The sequence below is a fragment of the Pseudomonas sp. GL_093 genome (genome assembly GCF_057837605.1).
On sequence record NZ_CM174448.1, the window covers coordinates 1,213,214 to 1,232,832 of the forward strand.

The following is a 19,619-nucleotide window of genomic DNA, read 5'->3' on the forward strand; positions in this document are numbered from 1 at the left end:
CCCGCAAGGCCAGTACAAAACTTACTGAAGGAACCCCGCCATGCAAGACTGGCAACGTTCGGTGATCTACCAGATCTACCCGAAGAGTTTTCACAGCCACGCCGGCAACCCCACGGGTGATTTGCTGGGCGTTGTGGCCAAGCTCGATTACCTGCACTGGCTGGGTGTCGATTGCCTGTGGATCACGCCGTTCCTGCGTTCGCCCCAGCGCGACAACGGCTATGACATCAGTGATTACTACGCCATCGACCCGAGTTACGGGACCATGGCCGATTGTGAGTTGCTGATCGCCGAGGCCGGCAAGCGTGGGATCAAATTGATGCTCGATATCGTGGTCAACCACACCTCCATCGAGCACACCTGGTTCCAGCAGGCCCGCAGCAGCCTCGACAACCCGTACCGGGATTTCTACATCTGGCGCGACCAGCCGAACAACTGGGAATCCAAGTTCGGTGGCTCGGCCTGGGAGTACGAAGCCCAGACCGGTCAGTATTACCTGCACCTGTTCGATCACACTCAGGCCGACCTGAATTGGGACAACCCCAAGGTGCGCGCCGAAGTCTTCAAGATGATGCGTTTCTGGCGCGACAAGGGCGTAGGCGGGTTCCGTCTGGACGTGATCAACCTGATCTCCAAACCGGCGGACTTCCCCGAGGACAACACCGACGGTCGACGCTTCTACACCGATGGCCCGAACGTCCACGAATACTTGCGGCAAATGCACCGCGAAGTCTTCGAAGGCCATGACCTGATCAACGTCGGCGAAATGTCTTCCACCAGCCTGGAACACTGCATTCGTTACTCGCGGCCAGAGTCGAAAGAGCTGTCGATGACCTTCAACTTCCATCACCTGAAGGTCGATTACCCGAACCTGCAGAAGTGGATTCGTGCCGATTTCGACTTCCTGCAACTCAAGCGCATTCTCTCCGACTGGCAGACCGGCATGCAGGCCGGCGGTGGCTGGAACGCGCTGTTCTGGTGTAACCACGACCAGCCACGGGTGGTCTCGCGTTTTGGGCATGACGGCGAATATCGAGAGATCTCGGCGAAGATGCTCGGCACGGCGCTGCATTTCCTCCAGGGCACGCCGTTCGTGTACCAGGGCGAGGAACTGGGCATGACCAATCCGGGCTTCGATCACATCGATCAGTACCGCGATGTCGAGACGCTGAACATCTTCCGGCTCAAGCGCGAGGCGGGTGCGAGCGACGCCGACAACATGGCGGCGATCATGCAGAAGTCCCGGGACAACGGCCGTACGCCGATGCACTGGAATGCCGAGCCTAATGCCGGTTTCAGCGCTGTCGAGCCGTGGATCGGTGTGCCGGCCAACGCCACGCAGATCAACGTCGCCGCCCAACTCGATGACCCGGATTCGGTGCTTCATCACTACCGCCAACTGATCGCTCTGCGCCGCAGTGAAGCGTTGATATCCGACGGTGTTTACCGGCAATTGTTGCCCGAGCACACGCAAATCTGGGCGTACGTGCGGGAGGGCAATGGCGAGCGCTTGCTGGTGCTGAACAACTTCTACGGCACTACCTGTGAAGTCGTATTGCCGAATGAAGTGATCGACGAGGCGATGACGCAGCGGTTGGTGATCAGCAACTACCCGGATTGTCCGCCGCGCAATCGGCAGGTGTTTTTACGGCCCTTTGAGTCGTTCGTTCTGCACCTGACCAACCACTAAAAAACACTGTTTTAAAACAACACGCAGAACGCTGCGCGGGAGAGTTTTGCGCGTCGATTTTGCCGCTGCACACAATAAAAATAATGGGGTGGTTCTTGAAAACAACAATAATTCGCAGCCTTGCAGCTGCGAGCGTATGCCTGGCGTTGCCACTTTCGGCACAAGCGCTGGAGTTCGCCGGTTACTTGCGCAGCGGCGTCGGCACCTCGGTCAACAGCGGTAAACAGCAGTGTTTCCAACTGCCGGGTGCGCAGACCAAATACCGCTTGGGCAACGAATGCGAGCAGTACGCTGAGCTGGAACTGCGCCAGGATCTTTACACCCTGGATGACGGCTCGGTGCTGAGCGTCGATGGCATGGCGTCGTTGTACAACCAGTACGACAAGGACCTGACCTTCAACGGTGACAACGGCTCGGTGCGCCTGCCGCAGGCGTACGCGCAGTGGTCGAACATGCCCAGCCTCAACGGCGGTTCGCTGTGGGCCGGCCGGCGCTACTACAAACGGAACGATATCCACATTTCCGACTTCTACTATTGGAACCAGAGCGCCACCGGCGGCGGTATCGAGGACGTGCTGATCGGCGATCTGAAATACAGTTACGCCTTCTCGCGCAAGGACAACCTGTACCAGAAGGACTACATCAACCGTCACGACTTCAACGTCGCTGGTTTCAACACCAACCCCGGCGGTGAACTGGAGTTTGGCCTTAGCTACATCGACAAACCCGACAGTCGCGACGCTCACCGTGGCTGGGCGATCACCACCCAGCATGTGCAGAAAGGTTTTCTGGGCGGCAAGAACAAACTCGCGTTCCAGTACGGCGAAGGGCCCGGCACCGGGTTGGGCTATACCGGTAACGTGAAGCTGGACGACAGCAGCAAAAGCTACCGGGTAGTGGAGTTCTTCGACTGGCAAGTGACGCCGCGATTTGGCGGGCAGATCGAGGCGGTCTATCAGAAAGACATTCGCCCGGACGGCGCTGACCAGAACTGGATTTCCCTGGGCGTTCGCCCGACTTATGCGCTCACCGAGCAGTTCAAACTGGTGACCGAACTGGGTCACGATCAGGTCGAAGCCACGGGCGGCACGCGCAAGCTGAGCAAGTTCACCTTCGCTCCGACCTGGTCGCCCAAAGGACCGGAATTCTGGGCTCGCCCCGAGGTGCGTCTGTATTACACCTATGCGAGCTGGAACGAGGCGGCCAAACGGGCGGCCAATGAACTGGCGGCAGGTTCTGCGTTGTCCGACACCGGCTCTTTCGGCACAGCGCGACACGGTTCGAACGTCGGATTGCAGGTCGAGTATTGGTGGAAATAAGCGATGCTGTCGGAGCCTCGCGCTCCATCGGCACTTCAAAGAACAAAACAGCAGGTGACGTCATGGCCACACCCCAACAATTGCAACTGCTGGCACCTTTGTCCGGCGTGCTGATGCCGCTGGACCAGGTGCCCGATCAGGTGTTTTCCAGTCGCGTGATCGGCGACGGTCTGTGCATCGATCCGACTTCGCAAACCTTGTGCGCACCGCTGGCAGGGGTTGTCAGCAATGTGCAGGCCAGTGGGCATGCGGTCAGCATCACCGACGACAATGGCGTGCAGGTGTTGATGCACATCGGCCTCGACACGGTGAACCTGGCAGGAAAGGGGTTCACGCGGTTGGTGGAGGAGGGCCAGCGGGTTGACGTTGGGCAGTCGCTGATCGAGTTCGATGCCGATTACATTGCCTTGAATGCTCGCAGCCTGCTGACCTTGATGCTGGTGGTCAGCGGTGAGCCGTTCACTTGGCTGACGCCGGAAACGGGTTTGGTAGACAGTGGCCAGCCGTTGCTGAGCTTGAATCCCATCGAGCCAACAACTGATGAGCCGGTGCCGGAAGAGGGCGAAGCACTGTTTTCCAAACCGGTGACACTTGCCAACCCGAACGGCTTGCACGCCCGTCCGGCCGCGGTGTTCGCTCAAGCAGCGAAAGGTTTTTCGGCGAGCATTTACCTGCATAAACAGCAGGCGAGTGCGAACGCGAAATCCCTGGTGGCAATCATGGCGTTGCAGACGGCTCATGGTGACGTTGTGCAAGTCAGCGCGGCCGGCCCGGATGCTGAAGCGGCGATCAAGACGCTGGCCGAATTGCTGACCGACGGGTGTGGCGAGACGGTCGCCGTGATGGCAGAAGTCGAGACGGTTGAAGCGTCATCGCTGAACGTTTTGCGCGGAGTCTGTGCCTCGGCGGGTTCGGCGTTTGGTCAGGTTGTGCAGATCGCCGAGCAAACGCTTGAAGTGAGCGAGTTCGGCGTCGGTCCGCAGCGTGAGCGAGAGCATCTGTCTCGGGCTTTGGCCGCAGCGGCGCTGGCCTTGCAGCAACTGCGCGACAACGCCACCGGTGACGCCCAGGCAGAGATTTTCAAGGCGCACCAGGAACTGCTTGAAGACCCGAGTCTGCTGGATCAGACCGAGTCGCTGATCATCGAAGGCAAAAGTGCCGGGTTCGCCTGGCGCGCAGCCACCGAGTCGACGGCAACCCTGTTCAAAAGCCTGGGCAATGCCTTGCTGGCGGAGCGGGCGGCGGACCTGGCCGATGTCGGCCAACGGGTGCTCAAGCTGATCCTCGGCGTACAGGATCAGGCGATGGAGCTGCCAGAAGGGGCGATCCTGATCGCCGAACAACTGACGCCGTCACAGACCGCCGGGCTCGATACCCGCAAGGTATTGGGTTTCGCCACGGTCGGTGGCGGCGCTACCAGCCACGTCGCCATCCTCGCGCGGGCGTCCGGTTTGCCGGCGATCTGCGGGTTGCCCGTTCAGGTGCTGGCGCTGGCCAACGGCACCCAAGTGTTGCTCGACGCCGACAAGGGCGAGCTGCATCTGGACCCGGATCTGGCGGCCATCGAGCAGCTGCAGGCCAATCGTCAGCGCCAGCAGAAGCGCCATCAACATGAGCTGGCACACGCTGCGCTGGCGGCTTGTACCCGCGATGGTCACCACTTTGAAGTGACGGCCAACGTTGCTTCTCTGACCGAAGCCGAGCAGGCCATGACGCTGGGCGGAGAAGGCGTCGGTCTGTTGCGTTCGGAGTTTCTTTATCTGGACCGCAACCATGCGCCGAGCCATGACGAACAGGCATCCACCTACAGCGCCATCGCCCGCGCCCTGGGGCCGGCGCGCAATCTGGTGGTGCGGACTCTGGATGTCGGCGGCGACAAACCGTTGGCCTACGTGCCGATGGACAGCGAAACCAACCCGTTCCTCGGCATGCGCGGGATTCGTTTGTGCCTGGAGCGCCCGCAGCTGCTGCGCGATCAGTTCAAAGCGATCCTGAGCAGCGCCGGGCTGGCCCGCCTGCACATCATGTTGCCCATGGTCACGCAACTGTCGGAGTTGCGACGGGCCCGGCAGCTGCTTGAGGAAGAGGCGCTGGCATTGGGTCTCACTGAATTGCCGAAACTGGGGATCATGATCGAAGTACCGGCAGCGGCACTGATGGCCGATCTGTTTGCGCCGGAAGTGGATTTCTTCTCGATCGGCACCAACGACCTGACCCAATACACCCTGGCCATGGACCGCGATCATCCGCGTCTGGCCAGTCAGGCCGACAGTTTTCATCCGTCGGTGCTGCGTTTGATTGCCAGCACCGTGAAGGCCGCCCACGCCCATGGCAAATGGGTCGGTGTGTGTGGCGCCATGGCGTCCGAGACGCTGGCGGTGCCGTTGCTGTTGGGACTTGGGGTGGATGAACTGTCGGTGAGCGTGCCATTGATTCCGGCGATCAAAGCGGCGGTTCGCGAAGTGGATCTGCTGGACTGCCAGGCCATCGCCCAGCAAGTGCTGGGCCTGGAAAGCGCCGAGCAAGTGCGCGAGGCGTTGCGGCTGTATCACGAGGCGACAGTCGATACTTCACTGGTACTGGAGAACTGAGCATGTTCGAGAAAATGCAGCGGGCGTTCTGGAAAGCGTTAACCCCGGATCTGGTGGTGGATGAGCCGAAAGTGGTTGCTCAGCCTGTTTCTGGTCTGGCCCCGGATATCGTCGCCGCACTGGGCGGAATGGATAACCTCAAGTCGCAGCAGCCGGTGGCGCTGACCCGGGTTCGGGTGGCGTTGCGGGATGTGGGGCGGATGGATCGGCAAGCTTTGAATATGGCCGGTGTGCCGGGAGTCATGATGCTGGACGGAGGTGTCGTGCATTTGTTGATGGGGTTGGCGTTACCTGGACGCTGATTGATCAGCTTCAAGAGCCACCCCTCACCCCAGCCCTCTCCCCACAGGGGAGAGGGGGAAAGGGAGCAGATCTTCAAGCTTTTCAAACCTGAGTTCGACTCGATTTTTCAGGTCGATGTAGCTCCAAGAACAACTCGGTCAGTCCCCTCTACCCTCTGGGGAGAGGGTTAGGGTGGGTAAAAACCGGGGACATCCTTTACGTTTGAGACCGGGGACATGGTTTACAGGTATCAATCATGGTCAGGAGGTACTGACCATGCCCTGGAATCGAGAGTCCCCGATGGATCAGCGAGTGAAATTAATCCATGACTGGCTTAGCGGCAGTTACAGCAAGAGCCAACTGAGTCGGCGATATGGCATTAGCCGTCCGACGGTCGATAAGTGGCTTGATCGGTATGCAAGCTGCGGCGTAGATGGCTTGAAAGAGCGCTCGCGAAAACCGCTGAGCTGTCCGCACCAAACCCCCGATGAAATCATTGCCACGTTGCTTGCGAAGAAAAGCGAGCACCCGGATCGCGGGCCGAAGCAACTGATCCAGCGTCTGCGCAATGCGCAGCCGCAGATCGCTTGGCCGGCCGCCAGCACCGCTGGAGAGTGGCTGAAAAAGGCCGGTCTGGTGATTCCTCGACGGCTGCACCCACCCCGTCCGCATGGGCCGGTGCATCTGCGTCAGGCCGACGAGCCCAATCAAACCTGGTGCGCCGATTACAAAGGACAATTCAAAACCCAGGACGGCCGCTGGTGCTATCCGCTGACCATCACCGACCATGCCAGTCGCTATCTTCTGGCGTGCCGGGCGCTTCCCAGCACCCACGGTGAACCTACGCGTCAGGGCTTCGAGTGGGCGTTCCGGGAGTTCGGCATGCCTGATGTGATCCGCACCGATAACGGCGCTCCGTTTGCATCGACAGGCTTGGCCCGCCTCTCCAAGCTGTCCGTCTGGTTCATCAGGCATGGTGTCCACCCCGAAACAATCAAGCCGGGACGCCCGGATCAGAACGGTCGGCATGAACGCATGCACCGCACGCTAAAGGCTGCCGTTCTCAGGCCGCCGGCGGAAAACCTGCTGCGTCAGCAGCTTGCCTTTGAGGACTTCGTACAGGATTTCAATCACGCACGGCCTCATACGGCGCTGGAGATGAAGACGCCAGCGGATATCTATCGCCCGTCACTCAGACCTTATCTAGGCTATTTGCCGGCGATCGAATACGGGGCCGACGTCGAAGTACGGCGGGTGCGCAAGAATGGTGAGATCAAGTGGCAAGGGGGCCTGATCTTTCTGGGCGAGGCGCTGATCGACGAGCACGTCGCGCTGAAGGAGGTGGCTGATGGCGTGTGGGAGTTGTACCTTTGCTCTTTCCCTTTAGGCAGGCTTGAACGCGGTGCCAAACGCGTATCAAGCCTGTTAAATGTGTAAACGATGTACCCGGTCAAATGTGTAAAGGATGTACCGGTCTCTACAGTGAGGGGTGGCCTCTGCGGCCATCCGCCACCCCACCCTTACTGTTTCTCAACCGCAGGTGTATCGTATTCGCCTTTTACAGGCCCACGCGCCTGTCGCTGATACGTGAGGTAGTTGAGTTCATGTCCTTTACCCGTCGCCAAATCCTCGGTGGCCTGGCCGGTCTTGTTGTCGTTGGTGTCGGAGCGGGGGGCGCGTCGCGGTACTGGTTGGGCAAAATGGCCGACGCCGACGCGGGCCACGACTATGAGCTGATCGCCGCACCGCTGGACGTTGAACTGGTGGCCGGGCACAAGACCGAAGCCTGGGCGTTCGGCCCGTCGGCGCCGGGCACCGAGTTGCGCGTGCGTCAGGGCGAATGGCTGCGGGTGCGTTTCATCAACCACCTGCCGGTCGCCACCACCATTCACTGGCACGGCATCCGCCTGCCGCTGGAAATGGACGGCGTACCCTACGTCTCGCAGCTTCCAGTGCTGCCGGGCGAATACTTCGACTACAAATTCCGCGTGCCCGACGCCGGCAGCTACTGGTATCACCCGCATGTGAACAGCAGCGAAGAACTCGGCCGCGGGCTGGTCGGCCCGTTGATCATCGAAGAGCGCGAGCCTACCGGTTTCAAGTACGAGAAGACCTTGAGCCTCAAGAGCTGGCACGTTGATGAAGAGGGCGCTTTTGTCGCGTTCAGCATTCCTCGCGAAGCGGCCCGTGGTGGCACGGCGGGGCGTCTGTCGACCATCAACGGTGTCTCGCAAGCGGTGATCGAGTTGCCCGCCGGGCAGATCACCCGGGTGCGCCTGCTCAACCTCGATAACACCCTGACCTACCGACTCAACATTCCCGGCGTCGAAGCGCAGATCTATGCGCTGGACGGCAACCCCATCGAACCGCGCCCGTTGGGCAAGGAATACTGGCTCGGTCCCGGCATGCGCATTTGCCTGGCGATCAAGGCACCGCCAGCGGGTGAAGAGCTGTCCCTGCGCAACGGCCCGGTACGACTGGGCACGTTCCGCTCGGTGGCGAACACCGATGCCCCGACCGAGTGGCCACCCGCACTGCCCGCCAACCCGGTGGCCGAGCCGGACCTGGCCAATGCCGAGAAACTCAACTTCAATTTCGAATGGGTAGGCTCAGTGTCGGTGAACGTCGACAATGGCAAGCCGCCGAGCCTGTGGCAGATCAACGGCAAGGCCTGGGACATTACCGACAAGACTTGCGCCGACCGCCCGATTGCCAAGCTCGAGAAGGGCAAAAGCTACATTTTCGAATTGAAAAACATGACTCAGTATCAACACCCGATTCACCTGCACGGCATGAGCTTCAAGGTCATTGCCTCGAACCGGCACAAGGTCATCCCGTACTTCACCGACACTTACTTGTTGGGCAAGAACGAGCGCGCGCAAGTGGCGCTGGTGGCGGATAACCCGGGGATCTGGATGTTTCACTGCCATGTGATCGACCACATGGAAACCGGCCTGATGGCCGCCATCGAGGTGGCGTGATGCGTCAGATACGCCCGACAGCCATCATCGACCGCAGCCGTGATCGTGATTTCATGCGCGAAGCCCTGACCCTGGCCGCCCAAGGCGCGGCCCTGGGTGAAGTGCCGGTGGGCGCGGTGCTGGTGCAGGACGGTGAAATCATCGGTCGGGGTTTCAACTGCCCGATCAGCGGCAACGACCCGAGTGCTCACGCCGAGATGGTCGCGATCCGCGCGGCCGCGTTGGCAGCCAGCAACTATCGTCTGCCCGGCAGCACGCTGTACGTGACGCTTGAGCCGTGCAGCATGTGCGCCGGGCTGATCGTGCATTCACGGATTGCGCGGGTGGTGTATGGGGCGCTGGAGCCGAAGGCCGGGATTGTGCAGAGTCAGGGGCAGTTTTTTACCCAGGGATTTTTGAATCACCGGGTGTTGTATGAAGGCGGGGTATTGGCTGAGGAATGCGGGGCGGTGCTGAGCGAGTTCTTCAAGGCCCGAAGAGCCAAACCCACCGACTAAACACCGACCCCTGTGGGAGCGAGCTTGCTCGCGATAGCGGACTGTCATTCACAATATCGTTGTCTGACAGGCCCTCATCGCGAGCAAGCTCGCTCCCACAGGTTTTTCTGGTGTCTGGAAAATCGGGTTTTACTTGCGAGCGACGATCACGGCACGCATCGGCGCTGGCAAACCTTCCACTGTCTTGTTGTGATCTTCCGGATCAAGGAAATCGCTCAGCGACTGATACTTCATCCACTCCGTCCCGCGCTGTTCCTCGACCGTCGTCACGCTCACGTCCACACAGCGAACATCCGTGAACCCTGCCCGGCGCAGCCACAGTTCCAGCGCCGGCACCGACGGCAGGAACCACACGTTACGCATCTGCGCATAACGGTCTTCCGGTACCAACACCTGCTGCTGATCGCCCTCGATCACCAGGGTCTCCAGCACCAATTCGCCACCCTTGACCAAGCAATCCTTCAGCGCCAGCAAATGCTCGATCGGCGAGCGACGGTGATAGAACACGCCCATGGAAAACACGGTGTCGAAGCCTTCCATGTTCGGCGGCAGGTCTTCGAAAGGGAACGGTAGGTGCCAGGCATTGGGCTCGGACAAGTAACGCTGCACTGCCTGGAACTGGCAGAAGAACAGCCAGTTCGGATCGACACCGATCACGCTGTCGGCACCCGCGCCGAGCATGCGCCACATGTAATAGCCATTGCCGCAACCGACATCGAGGATGCGTTTGCCCGTCAGATCCAGATGCGGTGCGACCCGCGACCATTTCCAGTCCGAACGCCATTCAGTATCGACGTGCACACCAAACAGATCGAATGGCCCTTTACGCCATGGCGACAAACCCATCAGCGCGGTGCGCATTTGCGCACGGGTTTCGTCATCGCAATCGGTGTCCAGCGTCAGACCGTTGAGCAAATCAACTTCGCTCGGCTGAATCTTTGGCAAAGCGTCCAGCGCACTCTGCCAGCGCTCCAGATCGCCATGACCTTTTTCCATTTTTTTGTCGAGTTGCGCTTGCAGCGTGTTGGCCCAGTCGGCCAGCGGTGTGCCAGCCAAGCGGCGGGCGAGGGGGGACAGATCAATCATGGCAAGGCAATCAACGAGGCAAAGTTAAGACACTGGAACCACGGCACGACTTTCGAGAACCCGGCGGCCAACAGGCGCTCACGGTGTTCTTCGAGGCTGTCGGGCTTCATGACGTTTTCGATGGCGCTGCGCTTTTGGGCGATCTCGAGTTCGCTGTAGCCGTTGGCGCGTTTGAACGCGACGTGGAGGTCAGTGAGCAGCGCGTGTTCGTCCGGATCATTGAAGCGCAGCTTCTCCGACAGAATCAGCGCGCCACCGGGCAACAGCGATTGGCGGATACGCGAGAGCAACGCCGTGCGCTGTTCCGGGGCGATGAATTGCAGGGTGAAGTTCAGCGCCACCACCGAGGCCGGCTGGAATTCCAGGGCCAGGATGTCGCCTTCGATCACTTCGACCGGCAGTAGCTCCTGGAACATCGAGTCCTGACCGTTGAGGTATTCACGGCAGCGTTCAACCATCGCCGCCGAGTTATCCACAGCGATGACGCGGCAGCCGTCGGTGCGTACGTGACGGCGCAAGGCCTGGGTCACGGCACCGAGCGACGAACCCAGGTCGTAGAGCACGCTGTTGGGCTGGGCGAACTGCGCAGCGAGCACGCCGAGGTTTTCAACGATGGTCGGATAACCCGGCACTGAGCGCTTGATCATGTCCGGGAATACCCGCACCACGTCCTCGTTAAAGGCGAAGTCAGGCACCTGGGCCAAAGGCTGGGCGAAAAGGCGATCGGGTTCTTTGCTCACGGCGGTTCCAGCGGCGTTGGTGGAAAAGGCCGGCATTTTAGCCAAATTGACGGGGGGATGCGCGGGTTGTCTGATAAAGCGCCGGACAGGCTCTGAGGTCCGTGTCTTCAGTGATGCCGCTATCGCGAGCAAGCTCGCTCCCACAGGGACCGTGATAAACCTGTGGGAGCGAGCTTGCTCGCGATGGGGTCAGCGCGGTTTCGGGCCGAACGCCGACGCCGCAATCCCCCATTGCCCCAGCCAGTAGCTGAGGATGATGACGTAAGGTGCGGCATGAAACGGCGCGACGAATCGATTGATGCCAATCACGCTGTCCGAAAACACAAACGCCACCGCACCTGCGGCCGCCAGCAGCGCCGAGCGTTTGGGCACGTCAGTGCCGAGTCGAGCCAGCGCCCGCCAAAGCATGGCGCTGATGGCCAGACCGTAGACGATCACCGGGATGAGCAGTGGACCCAGCCCATTGGAAATCAAGATCCCCAACAACACCGCGCCGACGCCCAAAGCGATGATCAGCGGTAACAGTGCCAGTCGCCGGCAATCACTCAAGTAGGCTTTCAGATAGGCCAAGTGAGCGATCAAAAACGCCCCGAGACCGAACACAAACAAATCCCCGGGCCATGCCAGCAACACATCACCGAGCAGGGAGAAAATCAGTCCAAGGCTGATCCAGCGACGGTATTCGCTGGGCGGTGCGTCATGCAGCCAGCCGAGCAAGGCCAAAACCGGCAATGGCTTGACCAGCAGGCAAAGCAACGCCGCATGCACGCTGACGCCGTAGAGGAACGTCACCGCGCCCATCAGCGCCAGAATCAGCCAGCCCACGATCAGTTAACCGAGATCGCGCAGTCGAAGGTTTCCACGGCCGGTACTTCCGGTGCCCATGGCTGTGAGTAGGTCAGGCGCAAACGGCCCGTGCCAGCGGTGAAGGACTGGAAGCGCCAGGTTGAGAGGCCGGCGCTGCCGACGATCCCCGCGTCTTCCGGGTTGCTGTAAACCTCGGGGCTGAGTGCGCGCAATACGCCACCGGCCGAATCCTGGATCGCCCAGCGATAACCCGTGGTCGGGTTGCTCGGCAGGGTCAGGATCAGGTTTTGCCCGCTGTGCAGTTTTACCGGGCATTCGCTTTGTTTTTCCACGGTCACGTTCTGTTTCGGTTGCGTGGCGCACGCGGCCAGCAAGGAGAGGGCGAGGGGGACAAACAGGCGAGTGGGGGACATAAGGTCAGTGGCTCCGGCATTCACGACGAACGGCGAGCATAACTGAAGATGAGACAAAGTGTGACGGCGCTGGGGATTTGCGCCGTCAGTGCCGACGCCTTCGCGAGCAGGCTCGCTCCCACAATGGATTGCGATAACCCTGTGGGAGCGAGCCTGCTCGCGAAAGCGATGGTGCGGGCACTACATGAATATCAGAACAATATCTTCGCCACATCCGCAAAGCGCTTGGCAAAGTGCACGGTAATCCCTTCCTTCAGATAATCCGGCAGTTCTTCAAAGCTACCGCGATTAGGCTCCGGCAGGATCAACTCGAAGATCTTCTGCCGCCGCGCCGCGATCACCTTCTCGCGCACCCCGCCAATCGGCAGTACATGCCCGGTCAGCGTCAGTTCGCCGGTCATGGCGATGCCTTTTTTCGGCGCCTGGTTTCGGGCGAGTGAGAGCAGGGCGCTGGCCATGGTCACGCCGGCACTCGGGCCGTCTTTCGGGGTGGCGCCTTCCGGGACGTGCAGGTGGACGAAAGCCTCGTCGAAGAACTTCGGATCACCGCCGAACGACTTCAGGTTGGAACTGACGTAGCTGTAGGCGATTTCCGCCGACTCCTTCATTACATCGCCCAATTGCCCGGTGAGTTTGAAGCCACGGTTCAAGGTGTGAATGCGCGTGGCTTCGATCGGCAAAGTCGCGCCGCCCATGCTGGTCCAGGCCAGCCCGGTGATGACACCAGTACCGGACAGCACTTGCTCGTTGCGGAAGACTGGATGACCGAGTGAGGCTTCGAGGTCTTTCGGGCCGAGCTTTATCACCGCTTTCGGCTCGTCGATCAGTTTCACAACGGCTTTGCGCACCAGTTTTCCCAGTTGTTTTTCCAACTGCCGCACGCCGGCCTCACGGGCGTATCCGTCGATCAACGCTTTGAGGGCGCTGTCGCTGATACTCAGGCTGCCTTTGGACACGCCGGCCTTTTCCAGTTGCTTGGGCCACAGGTGACGCTTGGCGATGGCGATTTTTTCTTCGGTGATGTAACCCGACAGGCGAATCACTTCCATCCGGTCCAGCAACGGGCCGGGGATCGAGTCCAGGGTGTTGGCGGTGCAGATGAACAGCACTTTCGACAGGTCCAGGCGCAAGTCCAGGTAGTGGTCGAGGAATTCGACGTTCTGTTCCGGGTCGAGGGTTTCCAGCAGCGCCGAGGCCGGGTCGCCCTGGTAGCTCTGGCCCATCTTGTCGATCTCGTCGAGCATGATCACCGGGTTCATCACTTCGACATCTTTCAACGCATGGACGAGTTTGCCCGGCTGCGCGCCGATGTAGGTGCGGCGATGGCCCTTGATCTCGGCTTCGTCGCGCATGCCGCCGAGGCTGAAGCGGTAGAACGGCCGACCGAGGGATTCGGCGATGGATTTGCCGACACTGGTTTTACCCACGCCCGGCGGGCCGACCAGTAGCACGATGGAGCCGCTGATCTCGCCTTTGTAAGCACCGACCGCGAGGAACTCGAGGATGCGGTCCTTGATGTCGTCGAGGCCGGCATGGTGTTTGTCCAACACCTTGCGTGCGTGCTTGAGGTCAAGTTTGTCCTCGCCGTACACGCCCCACGGCACCGAGGTCGCCCAGTCGAGGTAGTTGCGGGTGACCGCGTACTCCGGCGAACCGGTCTCGAGGATCGACAGTTTGTTCATTTCCTCTTCGACGCGTTTTTGCGCCTGAGCGGGCAGAACCTTGCCTTCCAGTCGTTGCTCGAACTGTTCGATGTCGGCGCTGCGGTCGTCCTTGGTCAGGCCCAGCTCTTGCTGGATGACCTTGAGCTGTTCCTTGAGGAAGAACTCGCGCTGATGTTCGCCAATTTTGCGGTTAACTTCGGCGGAAATCTCTTTTTGCAGGCGTGCGACTTCGACTTCCTTGCGCAGCATCGGCAGGACTTTTTCCATGCGTTTGAGCATGGGTACGCAGTCGAGCACTTCCTGCAGTTCACTGCCGGTGGCCGAGGTCAGTGCCGCGGCGAAATCGGTCAGCGGCGACGGATCGTTGGGACTGAAGCGGTTGAGGTAGTTCTTCAGCTCTTCGCTGTACAGCGGGTTGAGCGGCAGCAGTTCCTTGATCGCGTTGATCAGCGCCATGCCGTAGGCCTTGACCTCGTCGGTCGGCTCGGTGGGCTGGTGCGGGTATTCGACTTCGACAAGATATGGCGGGCGATGGTGTTTGAGCCAGGTGCGGATGCGCACGCGAGTCAGGCCTTGGGCGACGAATTGCAGTTTGCCGTTTTCGCGACTGGCGTGGTGCACCTTGACCAGGGTGCCGTAGAGCGGCAGGGCGGAGGTGTCGAAATGGCGCGGATCTTCCTGGGGCGTGTCCATGTAGAACAGGGCCAGGGAGTGGTGATCGGATTTGCTCACCAGGTCGAGGGTTTCGGCCCATGGTTCTTCGTTGACGATGACCGGCAGTACTTGGGCCGGGAAGAACGGGCGGTTGTGGATCGGGATGATGTAGACCTTGTCCGGCAGGTTCTGGCCTGGCAGGGCGAGGCCTTTGCCGGTGGAGTGGTGTTCGGCGTTCTCTGGGTCGGCGTATTCGCTCGGGTCTTCGGGGAATTCTTGCTGGTCGCTCATGGGGCACCTGCGCAATTGGGTATGGGTGTTAGATGGGGCGGGTGGGGGGTGGTTTCAATGGGGCGGGATATTTCTGGGTGTGTGTTCAGGGTTTTGACAGGTGCGTTTGACTTGGCGGCCTTTGGGCCGACCATGTTGGTGGTTGACCGGGTGTATATCCGTTGCTGCGGTAACGGCGGCTTAGGGTTTCGCCCTTACGGCGACTCCCTTTGGCAAACGCCCCAAAGGAAGCAAAGGTCTCGCCCCGAGCGTCCGGCCCCTCGCTTAGGCTCGGCGTTCCTTCGTTCCGGTATCCATCCGGGGACACTGCCCTCCGGTCTGCTTCGCGACGACCTACATGCAGCGTGTTCGACTGCGTCGAACGGCGCTGCGCGCCACTCCCCGGATGCACACCTCCACTCAGCCTCCCGAGGGGGCGGGTGGATCAAGATCACAAGCTGCAGGCGAGCTAACGCTCGACCTGTTGAGTGGTGAGGGGCGAAAGGCTTACCCGCTCCCACAGGGGATGTGCGGTGCGACGGGACAGCGGCCACAAAAAAGGCGACCCCTTCGCAGGAGTCGCCTTTCCTTTAACCGCCGCTATAACTTATTCGGACAGTTTGTACGCAATCACATAGTCACCCTGCTTGGTGCCCAGCGACCCGTGACCGCCTGCAACAACAAGCACGTATTGCTTGCCGTCCTTGCCGGTGTAGGTCATCGGCGTGGTTTGCGCGCCGGCTGGCAGGCGGCCTTCCCACAGCTGCTTGCCGTTTTTCACGTCGTAGGCGCGCAGGTACTGGTCGAGGGTGCCACTCAGGAAGGCGACGCCACCGGCGGTGGTGAACGTGCCGCCCAGGCTAGGCACGCCCATGCTCAGTGGGATCGGAACCGGTGAGCTGTCACGCACGGTGCCGTTCTTGTGTTTCCAGATGATTTTGCTGGTGGTCAGGTCGACCGCTGTCACGTAACCCCAGGCCGGTGCCTGGCATGGTAGGCCCATTGGCGAGAGCAGGGGTTCGAGGACGACGCCGTAGGGCGCGCCTTTGTTTGGCTGCACGCCTTCGGTTTCGCTTTTACGCGGGCCTTGGGCAGCGATTTCGGCGGCCGGGATCAGTTTCGATTTGAACGCCATGTAGTCCGGGTTCATGAAAGCGATCTGACGCACCGGGTCAACCGAGATACCGCCCCAGTCGAACACGCCGAAGTTGCCTGGATACACGATCGAACCTTGCAGCGATGGCGGCGTGAACGGGCCGTCGTAGCGCAGGGATTTGAAGTCGATCCGGCAGATCAGTTGGTCGAACGGTGTGACGCCCCACATGTCGCGCTCTTTCAGCGGCGGCGGCATCAGGTTGAGGTCGGATTTCGGTTGGGTCGGCGAGGTGTGATCACCGGCGACAGCGCCTTGTGGCACCGGCACTTCGTTGATCGGCACGATGGCCTTGCCGGTGCTGCGGTCCAGCACGTAGATGCTGCCTTGCTTGGTGGACGCGAGTACCGCTGGCTTCACGCCGTCAGCGGTTTTCAGGTCCATCAGGGTTGGCTGGCCGCCGACGTCCATGTCCCACAGGTCGTGGTGGGTGAACTGGAAGTGCCAGCGCACCTTGCCGGTGGCGATGTCGAGGGCGGTCAGGCCGGCAGAGTGCAGTTCCGACTCAGGGGTACGCGCGCCACCGAACTGGTCCGGGGTCTGGTTGCCCATCGGCAGGTAGAGCATGCCGAGTTTTTCGTCGACGGCGAACATGGACCACATGTTCGGCGAGTTGCGGGTGTAGACCTTGCCTTCGGCAATCGGCGTGGTGTCGTCCGGGTTGCCGCTGTCCCAGTTCCACACCAGTTTGCCGGTGTGCACGTCGAACGCGCGGATCACGCCGCTAGGCTCGTCGGTGGAGACGTTGTCGGTGACGTGGCCGCCAATCACCACCAGGTCTTTAGTGACCGCTGGAGGTGAGGTGGAGTAGTAGCCGCCGGCCGTGAAGCTGCCGATGTTGGCGCGCAGATCAACCTGGCCCTTGTCGCCGAAGTCTTCGCACATCTTGCCGGTGTCGGCGTCGAGGGCGATCAGACGGGTGTCGGCAGTCGGCAGGAAGATCCGGCGTGGGCAGACGCTGCTGACCGGCGCAGGGCTGGCAGTGCCGGTCGGGCTTTGCTCGGAAGCGTAAGCGGCGTCATCGTGATACGACACGCCACGGCAGGTCATGTGCGCCCAACCCTTGAAGTTCGCCGCGTTTTGCGTGGAGAGCTTCGGATCGAAACGCCAGATTTCCTTGCCGGTGTCCGGGTCCAGCGCGATCACCTGGCTGTGTGGCGTGCAGACGTAGAGCATGCCGTTGACTTTCAGCGGGGTGTTTTCGGCGGTGGTTTCGCCCGGGTCGTTCGGCCCTGGCAGGTCGCCGGTGCGGAAGGTCCAGGCCGGAACGAGCTTGTTCGCGTTCTGCGGCGTGATCTGCGCCAGTGGCGAGTAACGATCGCCATGGGCGCTGCGGCCGTAGGAGTTCCAGTCACCGTCGGGCATGGCCGGGGCGGTGTTGGTCATGCCCGGCACGCTGTCGCGGTCCAGTTGGCCTTTGATTTCACCGGGGTTGGTGAACTGACTGGCGAGCGCGGCAACACCGGCAATCGCCACGGCAGCGCTGAGCGCACCCGTGCCGACCGGATTGAACTCACCGCGATGCAGCGGGCGGCGGACCCACGGCAGCAACATGACGATGCCGATGGCAAACAACATCGCCAGACGCGGCACCAGTTGCCACCAATCGAGGCCGACTTCCCACAGGGCCCAGACGGTGCTGGCGAACAGCACCGCAGCGTACAGGCCCAGCGCAGAGCGGCGAGCGGCAATCAACAGCACGCCGGTCAGCGCCAGGCCGATACCGGCCAGCAGGTAATACAGCGAGCCGCCGAGCATGCTCAGCTTGATCCCCCCGGCCAGCATGGCCAGGCCCATTAGCAGAAGCAGGATACCGAGCAGGCTCGGCAGCAGACGGCTTCGACTCAAAGCACCATCAGTGCTCATAGTGTGGTTCTCCGTGACGTTTTAAGTTGTCCCGCGCAAGTTCACTGTAGATGACGATCCGGTGCGGGCAGGGTTCATAGAAAAACTGTTTAGTTGATGCGGTCCTTGTGGGAGCGAGCCTGCTCGCGATGGCGGCTTAACATTCAGCATTGATGTCGACTGACATACCGCTATCGCGAGCAAGCTCGCTCCCACAGGTTTTTTGTGAGTCTTAGAACGATGACTGGATCTTGATCCCGCCAATCAGCGCGTCATCGACCTTGTCCACGCCACCGGGGTGGCGGATGTATTGCAGGTTCGGGCGTACGGTCAGCCAGTTCGTGACGTGCACGCCGTAATAGAGTTCGGCGCTGTATTCGGTGTCCTGCGGTGGCAGGAAGGACGGGTTGTCGTAGTCGAAGACCGCGCGGGCCTGGTTGGTCGCCTCGGCGTTCTTGCGATAGGCCGGGTTGACGTGGACGCGGGCCAGGGCGAAACCGATGTCGTCCTTGGCGCGTGCATCGAACAAGCCTTTGTAGACGACGCCCGCCTGGACATAGTTGTCGATGGCGTTGGTCTTCTTGTCGTGCATCGTGCCGTTGGCGAACACGCTCAGGCCGCGGGAGTTGTCGCTGGCGCGGCGGGTGATCTGCTGCTGCACACCCAGCCACACGCCGTGTTTGCTCGACGCGCTGCGGTAAGCCTCGCCACTCAAGGCTGCCGGCTGACCGTTGCTGTCCTTGTAAGCGTCGGTGGCGTTGGCACTGCTGTAGTAATAACCGGCGCGGTATTCCCCCGGCAGGCCGTTGAGCTTCGGCGACCAGACCAGTTCCACCGGCAGGATCGCGCCCTGGGTGCCGCTGCCGCTGAGCTTGAAGCCATTGTCGCGATCAAGGTTCGACGGGTTTTGCTCGTAGGCGCCGACCTGCGCGTACAGCTCCGGCGTCAGGTGATATTTGACCCGCATCGCCCATTGGCTGACCGGCCAGTTGTACCAGATGCCACCGACCCAGTTGCCGACCTGCGAGCCGCAGAACGCCAGGTTCTGGAAGTCGCAGGGGAAGCTGTTGAAGTCTTCGCCTTCGCCGAAACGGCCGACTTTGATGTCGAGCTTTTGATCGAAGAATTTCTGCTGATACCACATCTGCGTCAGGCGCCAGGTTTGCCCGCGGCCCCAGACTTCCTGAGCCGAGGTGAACCCGCCCACGCGCGGATCGTTGATGCGGTCGTTGCTGATGTTGTTGCCGTTGCGCTCGGTGATGGTCAGCTGAAACTCGGCATCGTCCCAGCCCAGAATCTTCTGCAAGTCCATGTGGGTGCCGAGGCCGAACTGGTCGCTGTAGCGAGCGGTGCGGTCATGGTCGTAACCGCCGTGCAGATTGCTGCCCATTTCGCCGGTGTAATCGACTTTGAAGTCGTAGCCTTTTTCCGAAAGTTCGGTGCGCGTGCCGTTCCAGTCGCCGAGCATCCACGGCGACTCGCTATCGAAGACCGGAGCCGCCTGGGTGCAAGTGGCGAGGCCCAGCGCGGTGAATCCGCCGATCAGGTTCAGGGCTTTTCGACCAGCAATAGCGGTGCAGACAGCGCTGTCTCGCGGAGTTTGAAGATAAGGCATAGGGGAAGTAAT

At 60.9% G+C, this 19,619-nt stretch carries 14 protein-coding genes; 7 read left to right on the forward strand and 7 right to left on the reverse strand.

From position 1 onward, the window contains the following. Window positions 1-40: 40 nt before the first annotated feature. The 7 genes from treC to tadA all read left to right on the forward strand — a co-directional run bounded on the left by treC (window position 41) and on the right by tadA (window position 9,360). Window positions 41-1,690 (forward strand): alpha,alpha-phosphotrehalase, encoded by a 1,650-nt coding sequence (treC, locus tag AC3IUE_RS05380; RefSeq protein ID WP_489266005.1) that lies wholly within the window; start codon window positions 41-43, stop codon window positions 1,688-1,690. Window positions 1,691-1,785: 95 nt separating this feature from the next. Next, window positions 1,786-3,009: a maltoporin gene (locus AC3IUE_RS05385; protein WP_489266007.1), complete on the forward strand. Its 1,224-nt coding sequence runs from the start codon at window positions 1,786-1,788 to the stop codon at window positions 3,007-3,009. Window positions 3,010-3,071: 62 nt separating this feature from the next. Next, window positions 3,072-5,600, forward strand: coding sequence for a phosphoenolpyruvate--protein phosphotransferase (ptsP, locus tag AC3IUE_RS05390; RefSeq protein WP_489266009.1), 2,529 nt, complete (start codon window positions 3,072-3,074; stop codon window positions 5,598-5,600). A gap of 2 nt (window positions 5,601-5,602) precedes the next feature. Beyond that, window positions 5,603-5,902, forward strand: coding sequence for a PTS sugar transporter subunit IIB (locus AC3IUE_RS05395; RefSeq protein ID WP_489266011.1), 300 nt, complete (start codon window positions 5,603-5,605; stop codon window positions 5,900-5,902). A gap of 256 nt (window positions 5,903-6,158) precedes the next feature. After that, window positions 6,159-7,319, forward strand: a complete 1,161-nt coding sequence (locus AC3IUE_RS05400) for an integrase core domain-containing protein (RefSeq protein ID WP_489264019.1) — start codon at window positions 6,159-6,161, stop codon at window positions 7,317-7,319. A 167-nt stretch (window positions 7,320-7,486) separates the two neighbouring features. Beyond that, the gene (locus AC3IUE_RS05405) at window positions 7,487-8,863 is read left to right on the forward strand and encodes a multicopper oxidase family protein (RefSeq protein ID WP_150658658.1); all 1,377 of its coding nucleotides are present in this window, start codon (window positions 7,487-7,489) and stop codon (window positions 8,861-8,863) included. Continuing rightward, on the forward strand, window positions 8,863-9,360 hold the full coding sequence (tadA, locus tag AC3IUE_RS05410; protein WP_140677095.1) for a tRNA adenosine(34) deaminase TadA: 498 nt from the start codon (window positions 8,863-8,865) through the stop codon (window positions 9,358-9,360). Before AC3IUE_RS05405 ends, tadA begins: the two co-directional genes overlap by 1 nt. A gap of 129 nt (window positions 9,361-9,489) precedes the next feature. Here the strand turns inward: tadA and cmoB are convergent, their stop codons facing one another. From cmoB to AC3IUE_RS05445, 7 genes are all read right to left on the reverse strand, one after another. Next, the gene (gene cmoB / locus AC3IUE_RS05415) at window positions 9,490-10,446 is read right to left on the reverse strand and encodes a tRNA 5-methoxyuridine(34)/uridine 5-oxyacetic acid(34) synthase CmoB (RefSeq protein WP_489266014.1); all 957 of its coding nucleotides are present in this window, start codon (window positions 10,444-10,446) and stop codon (window positions 9,490-9,492) included. Continuing rightward, window positions 10,443-11,222 (reverse strand): carboxy-S-adenosyl-L-methionine synthase CmoA, encoded by a 780-nt coding sequence (cmoA, locus tag AC3IUE_RS05420; protein WP_461997096.1) that lies wholly within the window; start codon window positions 11,220-11,222, stop codon window positions 10,443-10,445. The genes cmoB and cmoA overlap by 4 nt, the downstream gene beginning before the upstream one ends. Window positions 11,223-11,375: 153 nt before the next feature. Continuing rightward, complete coding sequence (locus AC3IUE_RS05425; protein WP_056743234.1) at window positions 11,376-12,011, reverse strand: lysoplasmalogenase; 636 nt, start codon at window positions 12,009-12,011, stop codon at window positions 11,376-11,378. Window positions 12,012-12,013: 2 nt separating this feature from the next. Further along, the gene (locus tag AC3IUE_RS05430) at window positions 12,014-12,406 is read right to left on the reverse strand and encodes a protease inhibitor I42 family protein (RefSeq protein WP_415773400.1); all 393 of its coding nucleotides are present in this window, start codon (window positions 12,404-12,406) and stop codon (window positions 12,014-12,016) included. Between the two features lie 191 nt (window positions 12,407-12,597). Next, window positions 12,598-15,015: an endopeptidase La gene (gene lon, locus AC3IUE_RS05435; RefSeq protein ID WP_046054669.1), complete on the reverse strand. Its 2,418-nt coding sequence runs from the start codon at window positions 15,013-15,015 to the stop codon at window positions 12,598-12,600. A gap of 586 nt (window positions 15,016-15,601) precedes the next feature. Continuing rightward, window positions 15,602-18,013, reverse strand: coding sequence for a glucose/quinate/shikimate family membrane-bound PQQ-dependent dehydrogenase (locus tag AC3IUE_RS05440; RefSeq protein ID WP_489266017.1), 2,412 nt, complete (start codon window positions 18,011-18,013; stop codon window positions 15,602-15,604). Between the two features lie 211 nt (window positions 18,014-18,224). After that, the gene (locus AC3IUE_RS05445; protein WP_489266019.1) at window positions 18,225-19,607 is read right to left on the reverse strand and encodes a carbohydrate porin; all 1,383 of its coding nucleotides are present in this window, start codon (window positions 19,605-19,607) and stop codon (window positions 18,225-18,227) included. Between the last annotated feature and the right edge of the window lie 12 nt (window positions 19,608-19,619).